The sequence below is a fragment of the Sporosarcina sp. SAFN-010 genome, assembly GCF_059415065.1.
In genome coordinates this window covers 55,979-72,277 of record NZ_JBPFDS010000010.1, presented here as the reverse complement: position 1 = coordinate 72,277, position 16,299 = coordinate 55,979, and the positions used below count along the sequence as shown (strand labels likewise).

23 protein-coding genes and 1 tRNA gene are annotated in these 16,299 nt (G+C 43.8%); 21 read left to right on the top strand and 3 right to left on the bottom strand.

What is annotated here, in order from left to right; genetic code table 11:
• Nucleotides 1–62 precede the first annotated feature (62 nt).
• The 5 genes from ACR65F_RS12270 to ACR65F_RS12250 are packed head-to-tail and all read left to right on the top strand — an operon-like array spanning nucleotide 63 to nucleotide 3,658.
• Entirely contained in the window at nucleotides 63–533 is a 471-nt protein-coding gene (locus ACR65F_RS12270; protein WP_039042548.1) for an NUDIX domain-containing protein, read from the top strand.
• Nucleotides 534–537: 4 nt separating this feature from the next.
• Nucleotides 538–1,425, top strand: coding sequence for an RNase adapter RapZ (gene rapZ, locus ACR65F_RS12265; RefSeq protein WP_440504577.1), 888 nt, complete (start codon nucleotides 538–540; stop codon nucleotides 1,423–1,425).
• 4 nt (nucleotides 1,426–1,429) lie between these two features.
• Complete coding sequence (locus ACR65F_RS12260) at nucleotides 1,430–2,413, top strand: gluconeogenesis factor YvcK family protein (protein WP_039042546.1); 984 nt, start codon at nucleotides 1,430–1,432, stop codon at nucleotides 2,411–2,413.
• A gap of 25 nt (nucleotides 2,414–2,438) precedes the next feature.
• Nucleotides 2,439–3,380 carry a DNA-binding protein WhiA gene (gene whiA / locus ACR65F_RS12255; RefSeq protein ID WP_440504576.1) on the top strand — a complete coding sequence of 314 codons (942 nt, stop codon included), beginning with the start codon at nucleotides 2,439–2,441 and terminating at the stop codon, nucleotides 3,378–3,380.
• Between the two features lie 20 nt (nucleotides 3,381–3,400).
• Nucleotides 3,401–3,658 (top strand): HPr family phosphocarrier protein, encoded by a 258-nt coding sequence (locus ACR65F_RS12250; RefSeq protein WP_039042544.1) that lies wholly within the window; start codon nucleotides 3,401–3,403, stop codon nucleotides 3,656–3,658.
• Nucleotides 3,659–3,706: 48 nt separating this feature from the next.
• Here ACR65F_RS12250 and clpP read toward each other — a convergent pair whose 3' ends face one another.
• Nucleotides 3,707–4,312 (bottom strand): ATP-dependent Clp endopeptidase proteolytic subunit ClpP, encoded by a 606-nt coding sequence (gene clpP, locus ACR65F_RS12245; protein ID WP_025783081.1) that lies wholly within the window; start codon nucleotides 4,310–4,312, stop codon nucleotides 3,707–3,709.
• A gap of 184 nt (nucleotides 4,313–4,496) precedes the next feature.
• Between clpP and ACR65F_RS12240 the strand changes: the two genes are divergently transcribed.
• The 4 genes from ACR65F_RS12240 to ACR65F_RS12225 all read left to right on the top strand — a co-directional run bounded on the left by ACR65F_RS12240 (nucleotide 4,497) and on the right by ACR65F_RS12225 (nucleotide 7,326).
• Nucleotides 4,497–4,568: transfer RNA gene (locus tag ACR65F_RS12240), tRNA-Arg, on the top strand.
• A gap of 169 nt (nucleotides 4,569–4,737) precedes the next feature.
• Nucleotides 4,738–5,706 carry a tyrosine-type recombinase/integrase gene (locus tag ACR65F_RS12235; protein ID WP_440504575.1) on the top strand — a complete coding sequence of 323 codons (969 nt, stop codon included), beginning with the start codon at nucleotides 4,738–4,740 and terminating at the stop codon, nucleotides 5,704–5,706.
• A gap of 148 nt (nucleotides 5,707–5,854) precedes the next feature.
• Entirely contained in the window at nucleotides 5,855–6,640 is a 786-nt protein-coding gene (locus ACR65F_RS12230) for a helix-turn-helix domain-containing protein (protein WP_440504574.1), read from the top strand.
• Between the two features lie 200 nt (nucleotides 6,641–6,840).
• A complete protein-coding gene (locus ACR65F_RS12225) occupies nucleotides 6,841–7,326 on the top strand; it encodes a PH domain-containing protein (protein WP_025783078.1) in 486 nt (161 codons plus the stop codon).
• Nucleotides 7,327–7,477: 151 nt separating this feature from the next.
• Here the strand turns inward: ACR65F_RS12225 and ACR65F_RS12220 are convergent, their stop codons facing one another.
• Nucleotides 7,478–7,699 carry a helix-turn-helix domain-containing protein gene (locus ACR65F_RS12220; RefSeq protein WP_440504573.1) on the bottom strand — a complete coding sequence of 74 codons (222 nt, stop codon included), beginning with the start codon at nucleotides 7,697–7,699 and terminating at the stop codon, nucleotides 7,478–7,480.
• Between the two features lie 170 nt (nucleotides 7,700–7,869).
• Here ACR65F_RS12220 and ACR65F_RS12215 point away from each other — a divergent pair, with 170 nt between their 5' ends.
• Nucleotides 7,870–8,100 (top strand): hypothetical protein, encoded by a 231-nt coding sequence (locus ACR65F_RS12215; RefSeq protein ID WP_440504572.1) that lies wholly within the window; start codon nucleotides 7,870–7,872, stop codon nucleotides 8,098–8,100.
• Nucleotides 8,097–8,459, top strand: a complete 363-nt coding sequence (locus ACR65F_RS12210; protein WP_440504571.1) for a hypothetical protein — start codon at nucleotides 8,097–8,099, stop codon at nucleotides 8,457–8,459. Before ACR65F_RS12215 ends, ACR65F_RS12210 begins: the two co-directional genes overlap by 4 nt.
• A gap of 378 nt (nucleotides 8,460–8,837) precedes the next feature.
• On the opposite strand, the gene ACR65F_RS12205 is transcribed toward ACR65F_RS12210, so the two are convergent.
• Nucleotides 8,838–9,680 (bottom strand): hypothetical protein, encoded by an 843-nt coding sequence (locus ACR65F_RS12205; RefSeq protein ID WP_440504570.1) that lies wholly within the window; start codon nucleotides 9,678–9,680, stop codon nucleotides 8,838–8,840.
• Nucleotides 9,681–10,130: 450 nt separating this feature from the next.
• Here ACR65F_RS12205 and ACR65F_RS12200 point away from each other — a divergent pair, with 450 nt between their 5' ends.
• The 10 genes from ACR65F_RS12200 (at nucleotide 10,131) to ACR65F_RS12155 (ending at nucleotide 16,183) form a co-directional block, all read left to right on the top strand.
• Nucleotides 10,131–10,622, top strand: a complete 492-nt coding sequence (locus ACR65F_RS12200; protein WP_440504569.1) for a DUF3102 domain-containing protein — start codon at nucleotides 10,131–10,133, stop codon at nucleotides 10,620–10,622.
• A gap of 276 nt (nucleotides 10,623–10,898) precedes the next feature.
• Nucleotides 10,899–11,114 carry a helix-turn-helix transcriptional regulator gene (locus ACR65F_RS12195; RefSeq protein ID WP_440504568.1) on the top strand — a complete coding sequence of 72 codons (216 nt, stop codon included), beginning with the start codon at nucleotides 10,899–10,901 and terminating at the stop codon, nucleotides 11,112–11,114.
• 168 nt (nucleotides 11,115–11,282) lie between these two features.
• On the top strand, nucleotides 11,283–11,474 hold the full coding sequence (locus ACR65F_RS12190) for a hypothetical protein (protein ID WP_440504567.1): 192 nt from the start codon (nucleotides 11,283–11,285) through the stop codon (nucleotides 11,472–11,474).
• A gap of 82 nt (nucleotides 11,475–11,556) precedes the next feature.
• Entirely contained in the window at nucleotides 11,557–11,739 is a 183-nt protein-coding gene (locus ACR65F_RS12185) for a DUF5659 domain-containing protein (RefSeq protein WP_440504566.1), read from the top strand.
• 3 nt (nucleotides 11,740–11,742) lie between these two features.
• Nucleotides 11,743–13,170 carry a TOTE conflict system archaeo-eukaryotic primase domain-containing protein gene (locus ACR65F_RS12180; protein WP_440504565.1) on the top strand — a complete coding sequence of 476 codons (1,428 nt, stop codon included), beginning with the start codon at nucleotides 11,743–11,745 and terminating at the stop codon, nucleotides 13,168–13,170.
• Nucleotides 13,171–13,263: 93 nt separating this feature from the next.
• Nucleotides 13,264–14,046 carry a hypothetical protein gene (locus ACR65F_RS12175; RefSeq protein WP_440504564.1) on the top strand — a complete coding sequence of 261 codons (783 nt, stop codon included), beginning with the start codon at nucleotides 13,264–13,266 and terminating at the stop codon, nucleotides 14,044–14,046.
• 126 nt (nucleotides 14,047–14,172) lie between these two features.
• Complete coding sequence (locus tag ACR65F_RS12170) at nucleotides 14,173–14,403, top strand: helix-turn-helix domain-containing protein (RefSeq protein WP_440504563.1); 231 nt, start codon at nucleotides 14,173–14,175, stop codon at nucleotides 14,401–14,403.
• Nucleotides 14,404–14,537: 134 nt separating this feature from the next.
• Nucleotides 14,538–14,834 (top strand): hypothetical protein, encoded by a 297-nt coding sequence (locus ACR65F_RS12165; RefSeq protein WP_440504562.1) that lies wholly within the window; start codon nucleotides 14,538–14,540, stop codon nucleotides 14,832–14,834.
• Between the two features lie 842 nt (nucleotides 14,835–15,676).
• On the top strand, nucleotides 15,677–15,847 hold the full coding sequence (locus ACR65F_RS12160; RefSeq protein WP_440504561.1) for a hypothetical protein: 171 nt from the start codon (nucleotides 15,677–15,679) through the stop codon (nucleotides 15,845–15,847).
• Nucleotides 15,848–15,871: 24 nt separating this feature from the next.
• Nucleotides 15,872–16,183 (top strand): hypothetical protein, encoded by a 312-nt coding sequence (locus tag ACR65F_RS12155; protein WP_440504560.1) that lies wholly within the window; start codon nucleotides 15,872–15,874, stop codon nucleotides 16,181–16,183.
• Nucleotides 16,184–16,299 lie beyond the last annotated feature (116 nt).

Sequence of the window (16,299 nt, the reverse complement as noted above, 5' to 3'; positions counted from 1 at the left end):
CGTTTTTCGTTGAAATCGATTATACTTAATACTATGTGTATAAAAAGAAGTGAGGAACGCATATGCAAAGAATTGTAAACCTACTCGTCGTGAAAGACGGAAAAACCTTATTGTTAAAAAAGCCGCGTAGAGGCTGGTATGTAGCTCCTGGTGGAAAGATGGATGCTGGCGAGTCCATTATGGAAACTGCCGTACGTGAATTTACAGAAGAGACCGGGGCAAAACCTGTCGATCCTCATCTTAAAGGTGTGTTCACTATGGTCATACGTAAAGGTGAGGAAGTAGTGGATGAATGGATGCTTTATACCTTTGTCGCGCATGATCTTACAGGCACTCCTCTCACACAGACGATTGAAGGAGAACTAGGATGGCAGCCGATAGAAGCCTTGAATACACTACCAATGGCAGAGGGAGATCGAACGAACTTACTATTTGCGAGTTCAAGCCCTGGTATTCAATATGGGACATTCACGTATACAGAAGAATTTGAGCTTCTTGAAGAAAAAATTCAAAAGTCTATGGAAGGTGATTGAACCGATGGAGATTGAAGCACATTCTGAAGAACTCGAACTTGTCATTATTACAGGTATGTCGGGTGCGGGTAAGTCCGTAGCGATGCAAAGTTTTGAAGACATGGGCTACTATTGCATCGATAATTTACCACCGGAACTACTTGTGACATTCCTCGACCTGATGTTGAAATCGGCGGACAAAAAATCGAGAATCGCTGCGGTAATCGATACTCGAGGTGGTGGATTATTCGATGCTCTGCTTGATGCGATTGATAACTTGACTCGAATGGAAAATGTTACGACGCGAATTCTATTTCTTGAAGCGGATGACGAAACACTGGTTAGTCGATATAAAGAAACACGGCGATCACACCCGCTCGCAAACGGAAGACAGCCGTTAACAGGCATTCAAAAAGAACGAGGTCTCCTAAGTGATGTGAAGGGTCGTGCGCGTTCAATCTTTAACACATCTCGTATGAAACCGAAGCAACTTAGAGATAAAATCATTGCAGAGTTCTCGGTGGGGGAAGGCGAAAATTTCACACTGAATTTTATATCATTCGGATTTAAACACGGAATGCCAATCGATGCAGATGTCGTATTTGACGTTCGTTTTTTACCGAACCCTTATTACATTGAATCGATGCGCCCGCAGACGGGGCTCGACAAAGACGTGTATGAGTACGTTCTGAAATGGGATGATACGCAAACATTGATCGCTAAGTTATCTGATCTGTTTCAGTTTTTAATCCCTCAATATAAGAACGAGGGCAAATCACAAGTCGTCGTTGCATTCGGCTGTACAGGTGGGCAACATCGTTCTGTGACCCTAGCTGAATACTTTGGGAATCTGTTCAAAGATGACTATACAACATACGTAACACACCAGCATATCGAAAAAAGAAAGGGCTGACGCTATGACAACTTCCAATAGCCGCAAAAAAGTTGTGGTGTTTGGAGGCGGTACAGGTTTGTCGACATTACTTCGAGGGTTGAAGAAGTATCCAATCGATTTAACTGCGGTTGTTACAGTTGCTGATGATGGTGGAAGTTCAGGGAGGTTGTTGGATCAATATGATATCCCGCCTCCCGGAGATGTCAGAAAGGTGATGGCAGCGCTTTCAGATGTTGAACCTCTCATCGAGCAGCTTTTCCAGTACCGCTTTACAACTCAAGATGATCTTCACGGGCATTCCCTTGGGAATTTGATGCTTGCAGCTATGACAGATATTACAGGTGATTTTGCTAGCGCCGTAAAGAAAACAGGTCAGGTGCTCAATATTAAAGGAAAAGTGCTTCCGGCTGCCAATCAACGGATTAAGTTGCATGCAGAGCTGGATGACGGAACGATTGTTACTGGGGAATCTAAAATTCCGATGTACGCACGTAAAATTCGTCAAGTATACTTATCCCCTCAAGATGCCAAGCCATTGCCAGAGACACTAGAAGCGATCCGTCAGGCAGATTTAATCATCATTGGACCGGGGAGTTTGTATACAAGTATTTTACCGTCTCTGCTTGTACAAGATATTCGCGATGCCGTCCTAAAAAGTGAAGCAAGTAAGGTGTATGTCGGAAACTTAACGACTCAAAAAGGTGAAACCTATCGATATACGGCTTCTGAACATGTCGCTGCACTATATGACCATGTCGGAAAACCGTTTTTAGATGCAGTACTGCTGAATAAGACTGACATTATGCCGCTTTTAACAGAAGCAGGTCAAACCGTCACATCTTGGCCGGTAGAAAGGGATCTGGAAGAATTACAAAAGCTAGTTCCTGAAATTTGGCAAGAAGACATAGCACTCGCAGAAAATGATCGAGTGTTGCACGATGCAGAAAAAGTAGCAGAATGGTTCGTAAATTACATATCAGACGAATCTAAAACCAAACAGACGTGATCGTCACCGAGAAAGGGGAGAGTTCATGTCTTTCGCATCAGAAACAAAAAAAGAATTGACGCAAATCGAATCAGATGATTGCTGCACAAAGGCAGAAGTGGCTGCATTCATCCGAATGAACGGCGTTCTCTCATTTTCCAATAAGGCTATTAGTTTAGATGTACAAACAGAAAATGCAGCGATTGCCAGAAGACTCTATTCAAACTTGAAAAAGCTATATAAATACAAGGTCGAATTACTTGTACGGCGCAAAATGCGTTTAAAGAAGAATAACGTTTACATTTGTAGAATCCGAGAGGGAGCACGTCAGTTACTCGATGATTTAGATATTTTGACAAATACATTCCAGTCCAACCAATCCATTTCAGCATCGATTATTCCGAATGATTGTTGTAAGCGAGCGTATTTACGTGGAGCATTTCTGGCAGGAGGATCTGTGAATAATCCAGAGACGTCTTCCTATCACCTGGAAGTCTTTTCGATGTATGCAGAACACTCGGATGCATTAGTGGATCTCATGAACGAATATCAGCTGAATGCAAAATCGATTGAACGGAAAAAAGGATTTGTTTCATACTTGAAAGAGGCAGAAAAAATTGCGGATTTTTTAAGTATTATAGGTGCACATGTTGCACTCATGAGATTTGAAGATATCCGGATTGTCCGGGATATGCGCAATAGTGTCAATCGGTTAGTGAACTGTGAAACAGCGAATCTTAATAAGACAATTAGTGCGGCTCAACGCCAAGTTGAGAATATTAAACTGATCCAATCGACAATTGGTTTGGACCAATTGCCTGACAGGTTGCAAGAAATTGCTCACTTACGAGTAGAGTATCAGGATATCACGTTAAAAGAGTTAGGGGAGATGGTTTCGGGGGGGCCTGTAAGCAAATCGGGTGTCAATCACCGTCTACGTAAAATTGATGAGATTGCCGAAAAAGTTCGAGTCGGCGGAATTACTTAAAAAGAAAGGGGTCCAAAGAAATGATAGAGAAAACCGCTGAAGTGAAAATTAAGCCTGGCTTGCAAGCACGTCAGGCAGCTCTATTTGTGCAAGTAGCAAACCGATACACATCTGACTTGTATGTCAAACGGGATGAGCGTCAAGTGAATGCAAAGAGTATTATGGGCGTTATGAGTTTAGCGATTGCACAAGGAAGCACAGTTACATTGATTGCCGATGGGGCTGATGAAGAACAAGCAGCAGAGTCGCTAGCTACTTTTGTGCAAGGGGTAAACTAACTAAAAAAACGTCCCGCAATTTACGGGACGTCTTAGTAGGTCTTAAAGTTATTTTCCTTCAGATTCTCTCATATCGCTACGTGTAATGATGTGGTCGATTAAACCATATTCTTTTGCACGTTCTGCGGTCATGAAATTATCACGGTCTGTATCTTTCTCAATTACTTCAATTGGTTGACCTGTGCGCTCAGCAAGAATCTGGTTAAGTTTCTCACGGATGAAGAGGATGTGCTTGGCAGCGATTTCAATTTCAGTCGCTTGACCTTGAGCACCACCAAGTGGCTGGTGAATCATAACTTCAGCGTTAGGAAGCGCATAGCGTTTTCCCTTGGTACCAGCTGCAAGTAAGAACGAACCCATTGAAGCTGCCATACCGATACAAATTGTTTGGATGTTCGGCTTAATGTATTGCATCGTATCATAGATCGCCATACCTGCAGTGATACTGCCGCCTGGACTGTTAATGTAAATGGAGATATCTTTGTCTGGATCTTCTGATTCTAAGAATAGTAATTGAGCGACAATAGAGTTTGCTACGTTGTCGTCAATTGCACTTCCAAGCATGATAATACGGTCTTTTAGCAAGCGGGAGTAAATATCATACGCACGCTCTCCACGATTCGTTTGTTCGATAACTGTAGGAATTAAGTTCATTTCATTTCCTCCCTTTAATTGTTGAATATGTCGTATGTTAAAGCGGTCGCCCGCTCAACCATGACTTTATCATACATAGTATGGTCAACTAAGGTCAAATATAACGCTTTATAAATATTTGTTGCATTTGGATGGGGCAGGAAGTATACTATAACTTGTCCGCTGCAAAGTCAGATGATGCTGAGCCCTCGTGGTGCAATGGATAGCACGCAAGCCTCCGAAGCTTGAAATGTGGGTTCGACTCCCGCCGAGGGCATACCGTAACACCCGATATGACGGCGTTCAAAGCCGATAGCACTACGAAGCTTATACGCACACCTACACGCTGATTTAGACGTTTTTATAGTCCGATCGGCAAAGACGTAGGTACGAGAACCCCCGTTCGATTTACGTAGAAATACGTATTTTGAGCGGGGGTTTTTTCGTTGTCTAAGAAAAACAGGACGGTCAACCCGGCGATATATGAAGGCTTGAAGTCGGTTATTGGTCAGCCCAGCGATATTGTTATTTCGTATGATGCGGCAGTAGACGACTTTATCCAGTATAGCGCTATTAAAGGTCTATCGAAGCACACGGCGTCCAGCTACGCTAAGGAACTGAATCAGTTACGAAAATCATTCGTCGACCAAGGCGTTGACCTCACAGACATTCGTGAGGTGAAGGCGTCCGACTTCGAAGAATTTATCCGGTTACAAGTCGCGAAAGGATATGCGCCCTCCACGATCAATATAAGAGTGCGTACGGCACGCATATTCGGCAACTACTGCGTTAAGAAGGGCTATACGTCCAATAACGCTGCATCCGAGGTGTCGTTGCTTAAAATGCGTCATACGGTGGGCGCTACGTTCACACAAGCGCAACTAAAGCGATTACTCGAAGCACCTGACTTATCGACGTTTGAAGGCGTGCGCGACCTTGCGATCATGCTGACGTTTGCAGATACGGGCATACGCCTGTCAGAACTCGAGGCAATCCGAACGACGGATGTAGTATTTCCGGATCGCGCTATCAATATTCAGCGGACTAAGAACGGATACGCTCGACGCATACCTATGACAAAGCGTCTGCAAACCGTTCTGCGTGCCTACATGAAGGCGCGAGGATTGGACGAGTTTACATCTTCACTATTCGTTACCATCGAAGACAAGCCACTTAACGCGCGTTCTATACAGTATCAGATACGCGAGCATGGTCGACGGTCGGGAGTACTGGACGATGTGCAATGTAGTCCTCACGTATTTCGACGTACATTCGCCAAGTTTAAAATAAAAGCCGGCGTCGACATATTCACGTTACAGCAACTTATGGGGCATTCGGATATTACGGAATTACGAAAGTATGTTGCCATCTATTCAAGTGACCTAGACGCAGCAATCGAAAAAGGAATCGAATAAAAAACGCCCCAACCGCAATAAAGCGGAAAGGACGCACTCATGCCCGCGCCAACGGGACTTAACGAAATTAAAGTATGACGTTAGTATACTGCAAAAAAAGCGGAATATCAAACGTCTATTTGAGTGCGCACTTTTTAGGGGCTTCGGAATGGAGCCGTTTACTATGAATTACCTCGCAGAGTATCAAACATTCGAAAGTAAAAACGAACTAAACGATGCAATCGATATACATATAGAACGTAATAACTTCGCCCTCAACGAAACAGAGCGCAGTATTTTTCTCATGCTTTCACGTTACGCCGTTAAATTTCCCGGTGTGGCACATTTAAAGTCGGACACCATCGCCAAAGCTATCGGTAAGACGAGTCGCACGATCCGACGTGCAATCGCTAAACTTATTGAACTAGGAATGATCGAACGCCTCGAGTTTATGCGCAGCGTAGCGGGCGGTAATGGTGCGAATATTTATCGTATTGTCCACCCGTCAACGTCCACCCGTACATTACCGGAAAACACAACGACAGCAGCGGCTGAAGCGACCAAAAAGGCAACCGAACCTATTACTCTTAAAAACAATAAACCTAGTAATACAACAGATACGGCTAAATCGTTTTTGTCCACAGAATCGGACGTAATCAAACGGGGATTGCTCGCCAAAATACCGACCTACATCGCAGAAACACTAGGAATATTCTTCGATGCTTCCGCAATTCACCGTCTTTACGGCGTGATGCTTCGTGCAAAAGCTTCGATAAATCGATTACTGACGTTCGAATCCGACGAGTACGAATACAACAAGTCGCTTATGAGCGTGCTTTCCGCTTGGAAACGAGGCAAGGTGAGATCACTTGACGCTGTAATTTACGAAGCCACTAAGCGTACGGCACGTCGTTTATGGCTTATTGATAGGGGACGTGCGACATTTAATTTGTGACGCCTGTATCTAATCTAAAGGCGAAGGACTGTGAATCGCCAAGTTCATCGAGGATTGCTGGAAACGTGAGAGGAAAATTCATCGTGAAAATTTAAATGAGTAATTCATAATTGAAAACAAAGAATATTTTGTATTAAGGCTTTCTAGCTTCTGACAATTATGATACATTATTAGTAAAATAAATATTTGGAGGTAATTTTATGGCGAAGCCCGAAAAGCTAGTTAAGCTTGCGCAAGAACACCTTAATGGAGAAGAGGTTAAATATTGGGTATTCGGTGCCTTTAAGTCGGAGATTATGGGGAAAAGTACACTTCGAAATGGCGTCTTCATTGCAACTGAGAGGCAAGTATTCTTTTATTGTAAAAAATCATTTGGATTTGACACCGAGTCTTTCCCGCTTTCTAATATTTCAAGCATTGAAACAGGAAAAGGGGCATTAGGACATAAAATCAATATCATAGCATCTGGAAATAAAGCCGAAATGGGCATGATAAATAAAGGCCAGTATGCAGAATTCATCGAGTATGTAAGTTCTCAAATCGGAAAATCGAAGACTAGTGACGCAGTAGCAGAACCGATGCTTGACGCCGCTACAGAAATCCGTAAGTTTAAGGTGCTGTTAGACGACGGTATTATTTCACAGGAGGATTTTGATGCTAAGAAGAGTCAATTACTTGGTGTATAAATGAATAAAGACGAGGACTTCTGCGGCACGATGCTGTGGGGTCTTTTTTTATGGAGTTCCACCGTTTCCGGTAGCGCTTTTTGCTCTGGTGGAAACTAGGACGTTAAAAAGCCCTGGCAGATTTAATCGCTAGGGCTAAGTTTGTGTTTTATTATTCTTGTGCCGAGTTTTTATCTTCTACGTATTCAATAATGTCTTGTACGTTACACTTTAATGCTGCACAAAGTTTACTTAGTGTATCGAATTCAATCCCGTTATTCTTTCCGTTAAGTATTTTCGATATGCCGTTCCGATGAAGGCCCGCTGCAATCGCTAGTGAGCTGATGTTGTAACCTTCCTCTTTCATTTTTGCAGCTAGTTTTATAATAATCATTTATATTACCTCCTATTAGTATCTACTGATAATTATATCTAATAAACACTATGGTGTGCTATATTTTTAAAAATATTCTTTTAAAGTATTGACAATGCACACTATGGTGGTTATTATTGAGTTATCAGTTGCACACCATAGTATGCAAAATATGAGGAGGAATATTCATAATGACTATTCAAATTTCGTTTACAAAGACTATCGTAGGTTGGTTTAACGTGACACTCGTAGACACTGGCGCAATTTACAACGTATCACCGGATGTACTTCACGGAATCGCAGTCGCAAGCCCAAACGTTGTCCTAGGTTGTGCGGAAATTAACGGTGCTCAACTCGTAAAAATACTGACTGATTGTAATACGCGTTGCATTACACGTCAAACGGTCGAGGTGGCAATATGACTAATCTTCACGATGGTTACGCAAAGCGTCTCCTAGACTTGTATTCTGAAACTAGGGGCACGCGTCAACGACTGATAAAGCAGGTTTCTATCTACGATAAAGCGTTGAGTGCTTACTATCACGAACTAGAAAAACAAGTCATATCACCAGCCGAATCATTCGAGTATTTGGTTGCATTGCAAAATATCCTCATTAAACGTCGCACGGTGAAGCAAGAACTCTATCATATAGACGTAATTGAAAGGAGTTTGCGAGAAAGCGTGGAGAAGTTTAAACATCGGAGAGGCAAGGCAATCAAAAGGACGTCCGAATATGACCGGACGCTCAACGTAAACATAACGATTAATGATGTAATGTAATACTGATATGGTGCGGAAGTCTAGTGTCTCTCACTGCTTGACGTGTTAAATGGCGTTTGCGTCCGTAATAACGGAGGGCCGAGCGCAGCAGCCAAATAGTACGGTGCGTATGCGGGCGCCAAACCGTTATACGTTAAATGACGCCGTAACTGAACGACCTGGAGCGGTGTCAGCCGAATAGCCTATTAGACCAAATAGAAAAGAAGAACGGGGCGCCAACACCGCTCTTCTTCTTTATTTCCGCGAAAAACCGGAAGTGGAAAATATTTAGGATGATACATGAAATAGGTTCGCGGAAAAATAATGTTACCGAATCATGTAATATAATTTCGTATAAGTCTGCACCATAAGCTATTACTTACGTAATAAGTGGAAATATCAATCCAATAATTTCAAATCTGCAGTTAAACTTACCGATATTCCTTCATGAAGATATGTATTACTTACCGTCGCAATGTCCTCTAGTGAACCAATTTCAATTGGATTCGCCAATTTTTGTTTGATTTTTTCATTATCCGTATTTATGATTATTCTCGCTTCACTTTGATTTTCAAACCGTTTATGCTTAATTGCTAATTCTTTAGGTGGTCTTTTTCCAAAATCCCACCAACCCGAATTACCGTTTTCATAAAAATCTACATACCGAACGGGTGTAATGATAATTTCTTCTCTATTTAGTCCTAATGCCATAAGGGTTTTGATAATTCTTTGTTCAAACTCCTTGTAATTGTGTATGAAAATAACTGCCGGTTTATCATTTTTACTTAATTTCTCTACTTCTTGAGGATCTAAATCGTCCATAAAGTCTCTGAAATATGATGCTGGTACTGTTGTTGATAATATGTTTTTTCCTTCCTTATTAGGACAATCAAACATACTTTGCTTCAATATATAAAAGCAAAAACATGGCAATTCCATATCTCTGGATCTCTTTAAGTAAATGCGCTGATCAACGGTCATACGTATTAAATCCGGATACTTTTTATATTTCTGATACATTTCAACTACCCGGTCAATATCAAAAATATTAAATGTCGCTAATGTTCCTTCTAATTTGTCTCCACGCCCTTCGCCTTTTTCAAAAGCATATTTAACCCAAGAGCTTGGGGTGCTAAATTTAATCTCACCTTTTTTCAAAAAAGTTTCAGCATATTTCTGAGAAGTACATCGAAATACCGAAGTAAAGCTATCAGGCTCTGCCCATACACCTTGTTCTTCCACTTTTTAAAACCTCCTTTTTCACTTAAGTTCAATGTCTAAGATTAGTAGTTCTCTATTTTGCAGAATGAATGAGCCGCGTCTTATTTAGTGTTAGTTTTTTGCAGCCCCGCAAATTAATTTTCGTAGTAAATCAACTAGACTTAATCAAAAAATGTCCGTTTGTTGAATATTGTAACAGCTTTTTTAATTTTAAACGACCTTATTATGATTTAAACAATTGAATTATTTTTACAGAGTCTGTAGGGAATGCGAAGTATATTCACTGGGACCCCGAATGTAGAAAGTAGAGCACTGAAATATGTTTTAAGTTATTCTCGCTAAATCTCCGCACTAGTAAGTTTGAAACGATAGTACATATAGGTGAGTCGAGGAAGATTTAAAAAGAATTCCGAAATAATTCCCAATGTGCTGGTTTCAAACGATAACACAAGTAGAGGAGGACAGATATTCATGGTAGTTATAACGAACCAGCAGCAAGCTCTATCCTCGGACATAAACGTAATCACAGCAGAAATCAACGCATACCAACGAGTCGCCGGCGAAGCTATATTCGAAATCGGCAAGCGGTTGAAATACGTAAAGGACAACGACTTGGCGCATGGGGAGTTCGGCAAGTGGCTAGGGGAAATCGGTATGACAGCGCGGAATGCACAGCAATTCATGCAGATTACTGAAGAACTCGGAGAGAAAGCGAAATCGGTTTCGCATTTAGGGTTCGCAAAACTACTACAGGTTGCTCAAATTCCCGAAGACGCCCGGCAAGAGTTCGTAGAAACACCGCACACAATCCCATCAACAGGCGCAGAAAAGAAGGTCGACGAAATGACTGTGCGAGAACTCCGCGAAGTCAAAGCGGCATTGAAGGCGGAACAGGCAAGTCGTGCTGAGGCGGAAGCACAAGCGGAAATGGCGCAACGCAGCGAGGAAATTACGGAAACTTGATCGCTGACACTATAATTGCGGGGCGTTAGTTGGCTATACCTTATAGAGACGGCTTTAACGATCAAGCATAACGGCCGCAGTTAACGACGAGAGGGTTGTTAAACACCGCAATATGTATCTAACAGTAGTAGAGAGAGTAATTGACGATTCCGGGATTAGCTGTCTTTAGAGGTGAGAACGGGTAAAAATGTCGCTGCCGACACCTATACAGTGAGAGGCGCATATATTTTTTACCTTCTACGTAGCAACTATTACTATTTTAAAGGAGTTGACACAATGACATCGAATCAATTCGCCATGATCCGCCGCGTAGCCGGCCTGACACGTCAACAATTCGCCGATAAGACGGGCGTTAGTCCGCAGCTAGTCAACGCCATTGAGCGCGGGGAACGCCTTGTAACAGCCCGTACAGCCGCTTTAGTGCGGTCAGCGTTCGGACTGGACGCGGATAAGCTGGCGCAAATCATCGCCGTGCAGAATTATTTTAAATAAAACGCAAAAAAGACGGAAATCTACTAAACATCCGTAGAAAGCCGCCGATATTATACTTAGGCGTGTCTATTTCCGCCTAAATTCCGTCCATTTTATCACTGTAAAGCAATTATATCACGGTGACAGGCGTTGTGCAACAGTTTTACGAAATTTAAAGGAGATGACGAGATGACGGACACAGAAGCATTAAAACTTGTAATTGACGAGGCTGTTGCAATCGAACTCATGCAGCGCGGTCACAACTTACTGGCGCAATTACCTAGTGAGACAGTCGAGGATCGGCGCGTTTATGTATTCGCTAACACTCCACAACTAGATAAGGAGATGACAGAGTATGACGAATCTACCTACTATGCCTAGTTTCACACTCTTCTATCACGTTACTTAGCTATATATAAGTTATTAGGTTCAAAAACCAACAAGATGAAAAGGGGCGTTTTGATTGAAATGTATTTTAAGTTTCCGCGTCGCAAAGTATTTACTGGCGCAAGGCTGCAAGTTGATTGATATTGACACGTCGCACAAGGTTCCTGGGAATGTTGTTTTCATTTTCGAACAGTCACAACAACTATCCAAGGCGCTATCACAGTTACCGAAAATTGAAGAAATCAGAAAGGGGCAATGACGCATGACTCCACCGAAACAGAACAGCCAAGGTCCAACAATCGCAAAACTAAGCGACCTCTACGTCACTACACGCAAAAAGTACCTCGTCCAAACACAGGACAGTTACATCACGCTCGACCGATCGAATAATTCCGGCATTTGGACGCTGAATGACAGTATGCTGAAACGTCACATCGAAGGATCCAACACGTACGGCGTATTTAATGCGAATGCCTACAATAAATTCGTCACATTCGACGTAGATTACTCGGACGATCAGCCGATGGCGCGATGGGCAACGCTGAAACTAATTGACGTATTACAGCGCGAGTTCCACATTGCAGGCGCGGATATTCACGTCAGCATTTCCGGGGGAAAAGGCTACCACGTCGATTTATTCTTTGACCGGACGCTACCGAGCGAAATCGTGCGTACCTTCTATATGAACGTCATTCAAGAGGCTGACTTGCCGGCTGAAAAAGTCGAGTTTCGACCGACCTGGACGCAAGGCGTTAAAATACCACTCGGCATTCACCAACGTACAGGCAACCGATGCTGGTTCGTCGATAGGCAGACGCTTGAGCCAATCGAAAGCTACGACTATTTGTACGATGTACAGCCGCTTGCAGCCGAATTGATCGAGGACGGCGCTATCGAATTGACTGACGAACAGGAAGCGGAGTTCCGCGAAGTCGTGGAGCGCACAGATACGACAGTGAACGTGGTCGATACGTCAAAAGCACTCACGAAAGCCGCGGAAATACTTAAAGCCGGCCGTCTAATCGCATCGAATACGCGACACAGCACGACGTTGACGCTTGCCAGCTTCTTCAATTCGCAAGGTGTCGAGGCTGACGTGGCTATCGAGAATATCATGCGCGTGCTCCACGATACGCCTCGCGAATATTTCAGTCCAAAGAGTACGCCCGAACACTGGCAGAAGGAAACGGAGCGGATCGTCGCTATTGCATATGACCGAAATTACACGCTAGGCAACGCAGATAGACCGATTACGATTTATAAGTCGGAAATACTGGCCGTCCTGGAAGTCGGTACATTCCGTCAGAAACAGCTTGCGTATGCCATGCTATCGACTTCGAAGCGATATGGAAACGTGTTTTATCTGACGATGAACAGCGCCATGAGGATGATCGGCACGAAATCGAAGCCGACCGTAAATTCCGCAATTAAAAAGCTGGTCGAGCGCGGATTCATTGAGTACGTTCGGAAAGGTGAGGTCGATAAAGCACGGAGCGCTGAACTCGGGCAGACGCGATATAAGCCGAATAAATATCGACTACTTTTGGACAAGCCTGCAGAAGGTGAGAAGTCGGTCGAGGTTACAAGTGAGCAGTCCGTTGTCGATGTAGCTTATCTACTTTGTGATACGGATGAAATTAAGGAGCGCATCAAACGCTATGAGAGGGAGAATCACTGGTCTATCGCATAGTTTCACACTCTTCTATCACGTTACTTAGCTATATATAAGTTATTAGGTTCAAAAACCAACACACACAAAAACCACCGGAAAAGGGGAATTTCAATGACAACTAAAACTACTAATCCAACAATCGACTACTCAACTATGCCACGATTAAAAGCGTTCCACCCTGTTCGATACGGAGAAGGCTTTCCGCAGCGTAAGATCGAGGGGCGCGAACAATACGCCAATGTCACGGATATGCAGTTAAAACGTGCGCCACGGACGACACTCGAAGGATCTGCCCGCGATATGATTACGATGATTGAGCGCGCGAAGCAGGAATTGATACGCGCCAATCCGCCTGTAAACTGCAAAGGCTACGTAGAGCGCTCTGACTATCCGATTACGTCGCTGTACAGCGATTATAAGGACAAGATCGAGGACGGCAGTGCTACATGGTCGGACTATCACGCAGAGCGCAAGAAATGGCGCCAGTGTCGTCATATGTTTTGCTTAAATATGTACCCAATTGACCGCAACAACTTCCGCAAAAAGCCGGCAAAACGCAAAGACGCTCGCTTTTGCTGCGATGATTGTAGAGTAGCGCAGAAGGACGCAGATAACCGTTATAGTGAGACAGGATCGTACTTGCCTGTCTACTTCTACTTGCCGCGTTTGACTGAAACAGTGAACGACGAGGCGCGGTTGTACGAGAGTGCGTATGAAGGTGAAGATATTGAAAAGGAGATCGACAAGAAGCGGCCGGAACGTGTGCAGAAATTGAAGCGATCTAACGGCGGTGGAGGTACGCGCGGTGGGGTAATTAAGAAGTATAAATCACTCGCGGAGGCTGAAAAAGGATATGCCGAGCAAGATCGGACTGGATGGCGCAAAATAAATTAATATAATTGTAGGAAAATTCATGAAAACGAGAAAATATCCGTGGGAAAATTCCCATATATAGTAACAGGGTAGCGGCAAGCCCATATATTTTTTGCACTAGTAAACATAAAAGGGAGGGTAAAAGAGATGGACGCTAAGCAATTTAAAGAAATAAGGCAAAGTAAATACATGACGCAAGCGGAATTTGGAGCGTTGTTAGGTCTGGCACAAAGCACAGTTCAACACATCGAGGCTGGACGCAATGTGATATCAGATCGGACACGCGCTCGTCTAGCACAAGTTGTTGATATTGAGGAATTAATTTCTTTTTCTCGTCAAATCGAGGAATTAGGTAGTATATTCCCAATTAAATCATAACATTACTAATTCAAAGAGTCAAGGAGTTGTTTTAATGGAGAGAAAAGAGAAAATCGAGCCAGGTGTACCGGTCAGCGCCAAATCTATGTGGTGGCTTATTTGTAATCAAGAAAAACGAAAAAGGGGACGAGAAAATGACAGTTGAAATCAAGAAATCGGTAGCGAACAAGGTATTCAGACATACGATAACGGCCGCACATTCTACCGTGGACTGTTACGGCTCACCGCATGGCCTCGCGGACGTTCTTAACGACGATCTAAAAGAATTACAGCAACTCGAACAATCGCCAATCATTGACGCATCGATCCGACTCGTTGAAATTGCAATTACTCACGCAGTCGAGCCAACAACGGAAACGCATACGAAAGCTAGAGTCGCCCGCGATGAACTGGGCGATTTTTTAATTGGCGCAAAAGAAATACAAGGGTGAGGGAGGACGACGGAAATGACGGAAGTTATTGAGCCGGGAATCACACGCACACCACCCCCGGACAAGCCATACAGCGCTAAAGGTGGCAATGTCACTACGTATCGACTGAGTGAGATGTCGCCGGAACAAATAGAGCGGCACGGTCTGACTAAATACGTCCGACAGCAGGGTGGTGAAGACGATTGAGTTATTACGAACGAGCCGAGCAGGAAACGATGTATTCGTATTCCGTGCCGGACGGCTACTGGCGCGTGTATTCCACGTACCCACCCGACATACGCAAGATTCTAGAGAACGCCGCTGACGTAACCCATCGAGAAATGGACGACGAGGGCCGCGTTATATGCGTTGAGGCTCGCGCTAATCAAAATCAAGTACGTTTGTTCAAGCCCCGCTAACTACGGTTGCAAGCCTAGTTTTGCGTAGTGGGTGCCGAACATGAACGAATACACTCGGCAACTATTGCCATACGGAAAATCATGGTTGCAAGTCGGATAAATGACCGTAGAAACGACGATAGCGCCTTTAAATGTATGGAGAGGGGAGCGTGATGTCTCATGCAATGCGTAGAGGTTACACGGCGATACGGACCACACGGAATTACCCGAGTTTACATTACAAGAGCGGACGGATCGGAGTACCACATGGATGTCGGCCGTCACGTCGGACTGAATCGAATCTATCAACTAGCGCAATCGCTAAAAATAAAGGAGAAATTACGATATGACAAACTCAAAACACAAGCCACGAAAGCCGAAAACGCCCACGCGCTATAACAAGGCGGGCATTCCGCAAGAGGGAGAGCGCAAGCCCCGCCGACGATTCTTGCCGGGTGATTCCGAGTGAGCAGGGTTTACTATAACGCCGGTACACGACAGATTTACGTTGATAAGCCCGGTGGTAAAACGATAACACTCGACCTCCCAGAGGATTTAGACCCGATTGATATTGCGTATACAATCCAATCCGATACACTGCGCGCGGTAATAGATGCGCTTACAAAAACTAACTAACAAAATCGCAAAGGGGACTAGAAAATGATCGAAATTACGCAACAAATTGAGCAAACGGATCCAGCGGAGTACGTCGTTACGATACTCAAAGATGGCGAGGAATACGAGAAGGAAGTGTTTTCGCGCAGTAACGCAGTATTTCCCGCGTATCGCACGCTAATTAACGTGTTGCGCGACTTTGAGGACGACACGGTACACGTTTTAACGGATAGTGCGCCGCTTGCCCGTGAGTTTAACAATACGCCGAATCCTAACGCCACGATGTTACGGCAGTTAAATGACGTGGTAGCAAGACAAGGGTTAACGGTAACAATCGAACACAATAACGCCAACTAAAAGGGAGAAAACGACATGAAAAAGACGATGAAAACGATTAAAAGCAGACTAACAATCTTCGGAATTTTGGACCGGTTGACCTCGATTGACGCAAAGATTAACGCAGTAATAGGCGG

Coding starts and splice junctions, on each gene's coding strand:
- ACR65F_RS12270 (WP_039042548.1), top strand. CDS start 63: ATGCAAAGAATTGTAAACCTACTCGTCGTGAAAGACGGAAAAACCTTA.
- rapZ (WP_440504577.1), top strand. CDS start 538: ATGGAGATTGAAGCACATTCTGAAGAACTCGAACTTGTCATTATTACA.
- ACR65F_RS12260 (WP_039042546.1), top strand. CDS start 1,430: ATGACAACTTCCAATAGCCGCAAAAAAGTTGTGGTGTTTGGAGGCGGT.
- whiA (WP_440504576.1), top strand. CDS start 2,439: ATGTCTTTCGCATCAGAAACAAAAAAAGAATTGACGCAAATCGAATCA.
- ACR65F_RS12250 (WP_039042544.1), top strand. CDS start 3,401: ATGATAGAGAAAACCGCTGAAGTGAAAATTAAGCCTGGCTTGCAAGCA.
- clpP (WP_025783081.1), bottom strand. CDS start 4,312: ATGAACTTAATTCCTACAGTTATCGAACAAACGAATCGTGGAGAGCGT.
- ACR65F_RS12230 (WP_440504574.1), top strand. CDS start 5,855: ATGGAGCCGTTTACTATGAATTACCTCGCAGAGTATCAAACATTCGAA.
- ACR65F_RS12225 (WP_025783078.1), top strand. CDS start 6,841: ATGGCGAAGCCCGAAAAGCTAGTTAAGCTTGCGCAAGAACACCTTAAT.
- ACR65F_RS12220 (WP_440504573.1), bottom strand. CDS start 7,699: ATGATTATTATAAAACTAGCTGCAAAAATGAAAGAGGAAGGTTACAAC.
- ACR65F_RS12215 (WP_440504572.1), top strand. CDS start 7,870: ATGACTATTCAAATTTCGTTTACAAAGACTATCGTAGGTTGGTTTAAC.
- ACR65F_RS12210 (WP_440504571.1), top strand. CDS start 8,097: ATGACTAATCTTCACGATGGTTACGCAAAGCGTCTCCTAGACTTGTAT.
- ACR65F_RS12200 (WP_440504569.1), top strand. CDS start 10,131: ATGGTAGTTATAACGAACCAGCAGCAAGCTCTATCCTCGGACATAAAC.
- ACR65F_RS12195 (WP_440504568.1), top strand. CDS start 10,899: ATGACATCGAATCAATTCGCCATGATCCGCCGCGTAGCCGGCCTGACA.
- ACR65F_RS12190 (WP_440504567.1), top strand. CDS start 11,283: ATGACGGACACAGAAGCATTAAAACTTGTAATTGACGAGGCTGTTGCA.
- ACR65F_RS12180 (WP_440504565.1), top strand. CDS start 11,743: ATGACTCCACCGAAACAGAACAGCCAAGGTCCAACAATCGCAAAACTA.
- ACR65F_RS12175 (WP_440504564.1), top strand. CDS start 13,264: ATGACAACTAAAACTACTAATCCAACAATCGACTACTCAACTATGCCA.
- ACR65F_RS12170 (WP_440504563.1), top strand. CDS start 14,173: ATGGACGCTAAGCAATTTAAAGAAATAAGGCAAAGTAAATACATGACG.
- ACR65F_RS12165 (WP_440504562.1), top strand. CDS start 14,538: ATGACAGTTGAAATCAAGAAATCGGTAGCGAACAAGGTATTCAGACAT.
- ACR65F_RS12155 (WP_440504560.1), top strand. CDS start 15,872: ATGATCGAAATTACGCAACAAATTGAGCAAACGGATCCAGCGGAGTAC.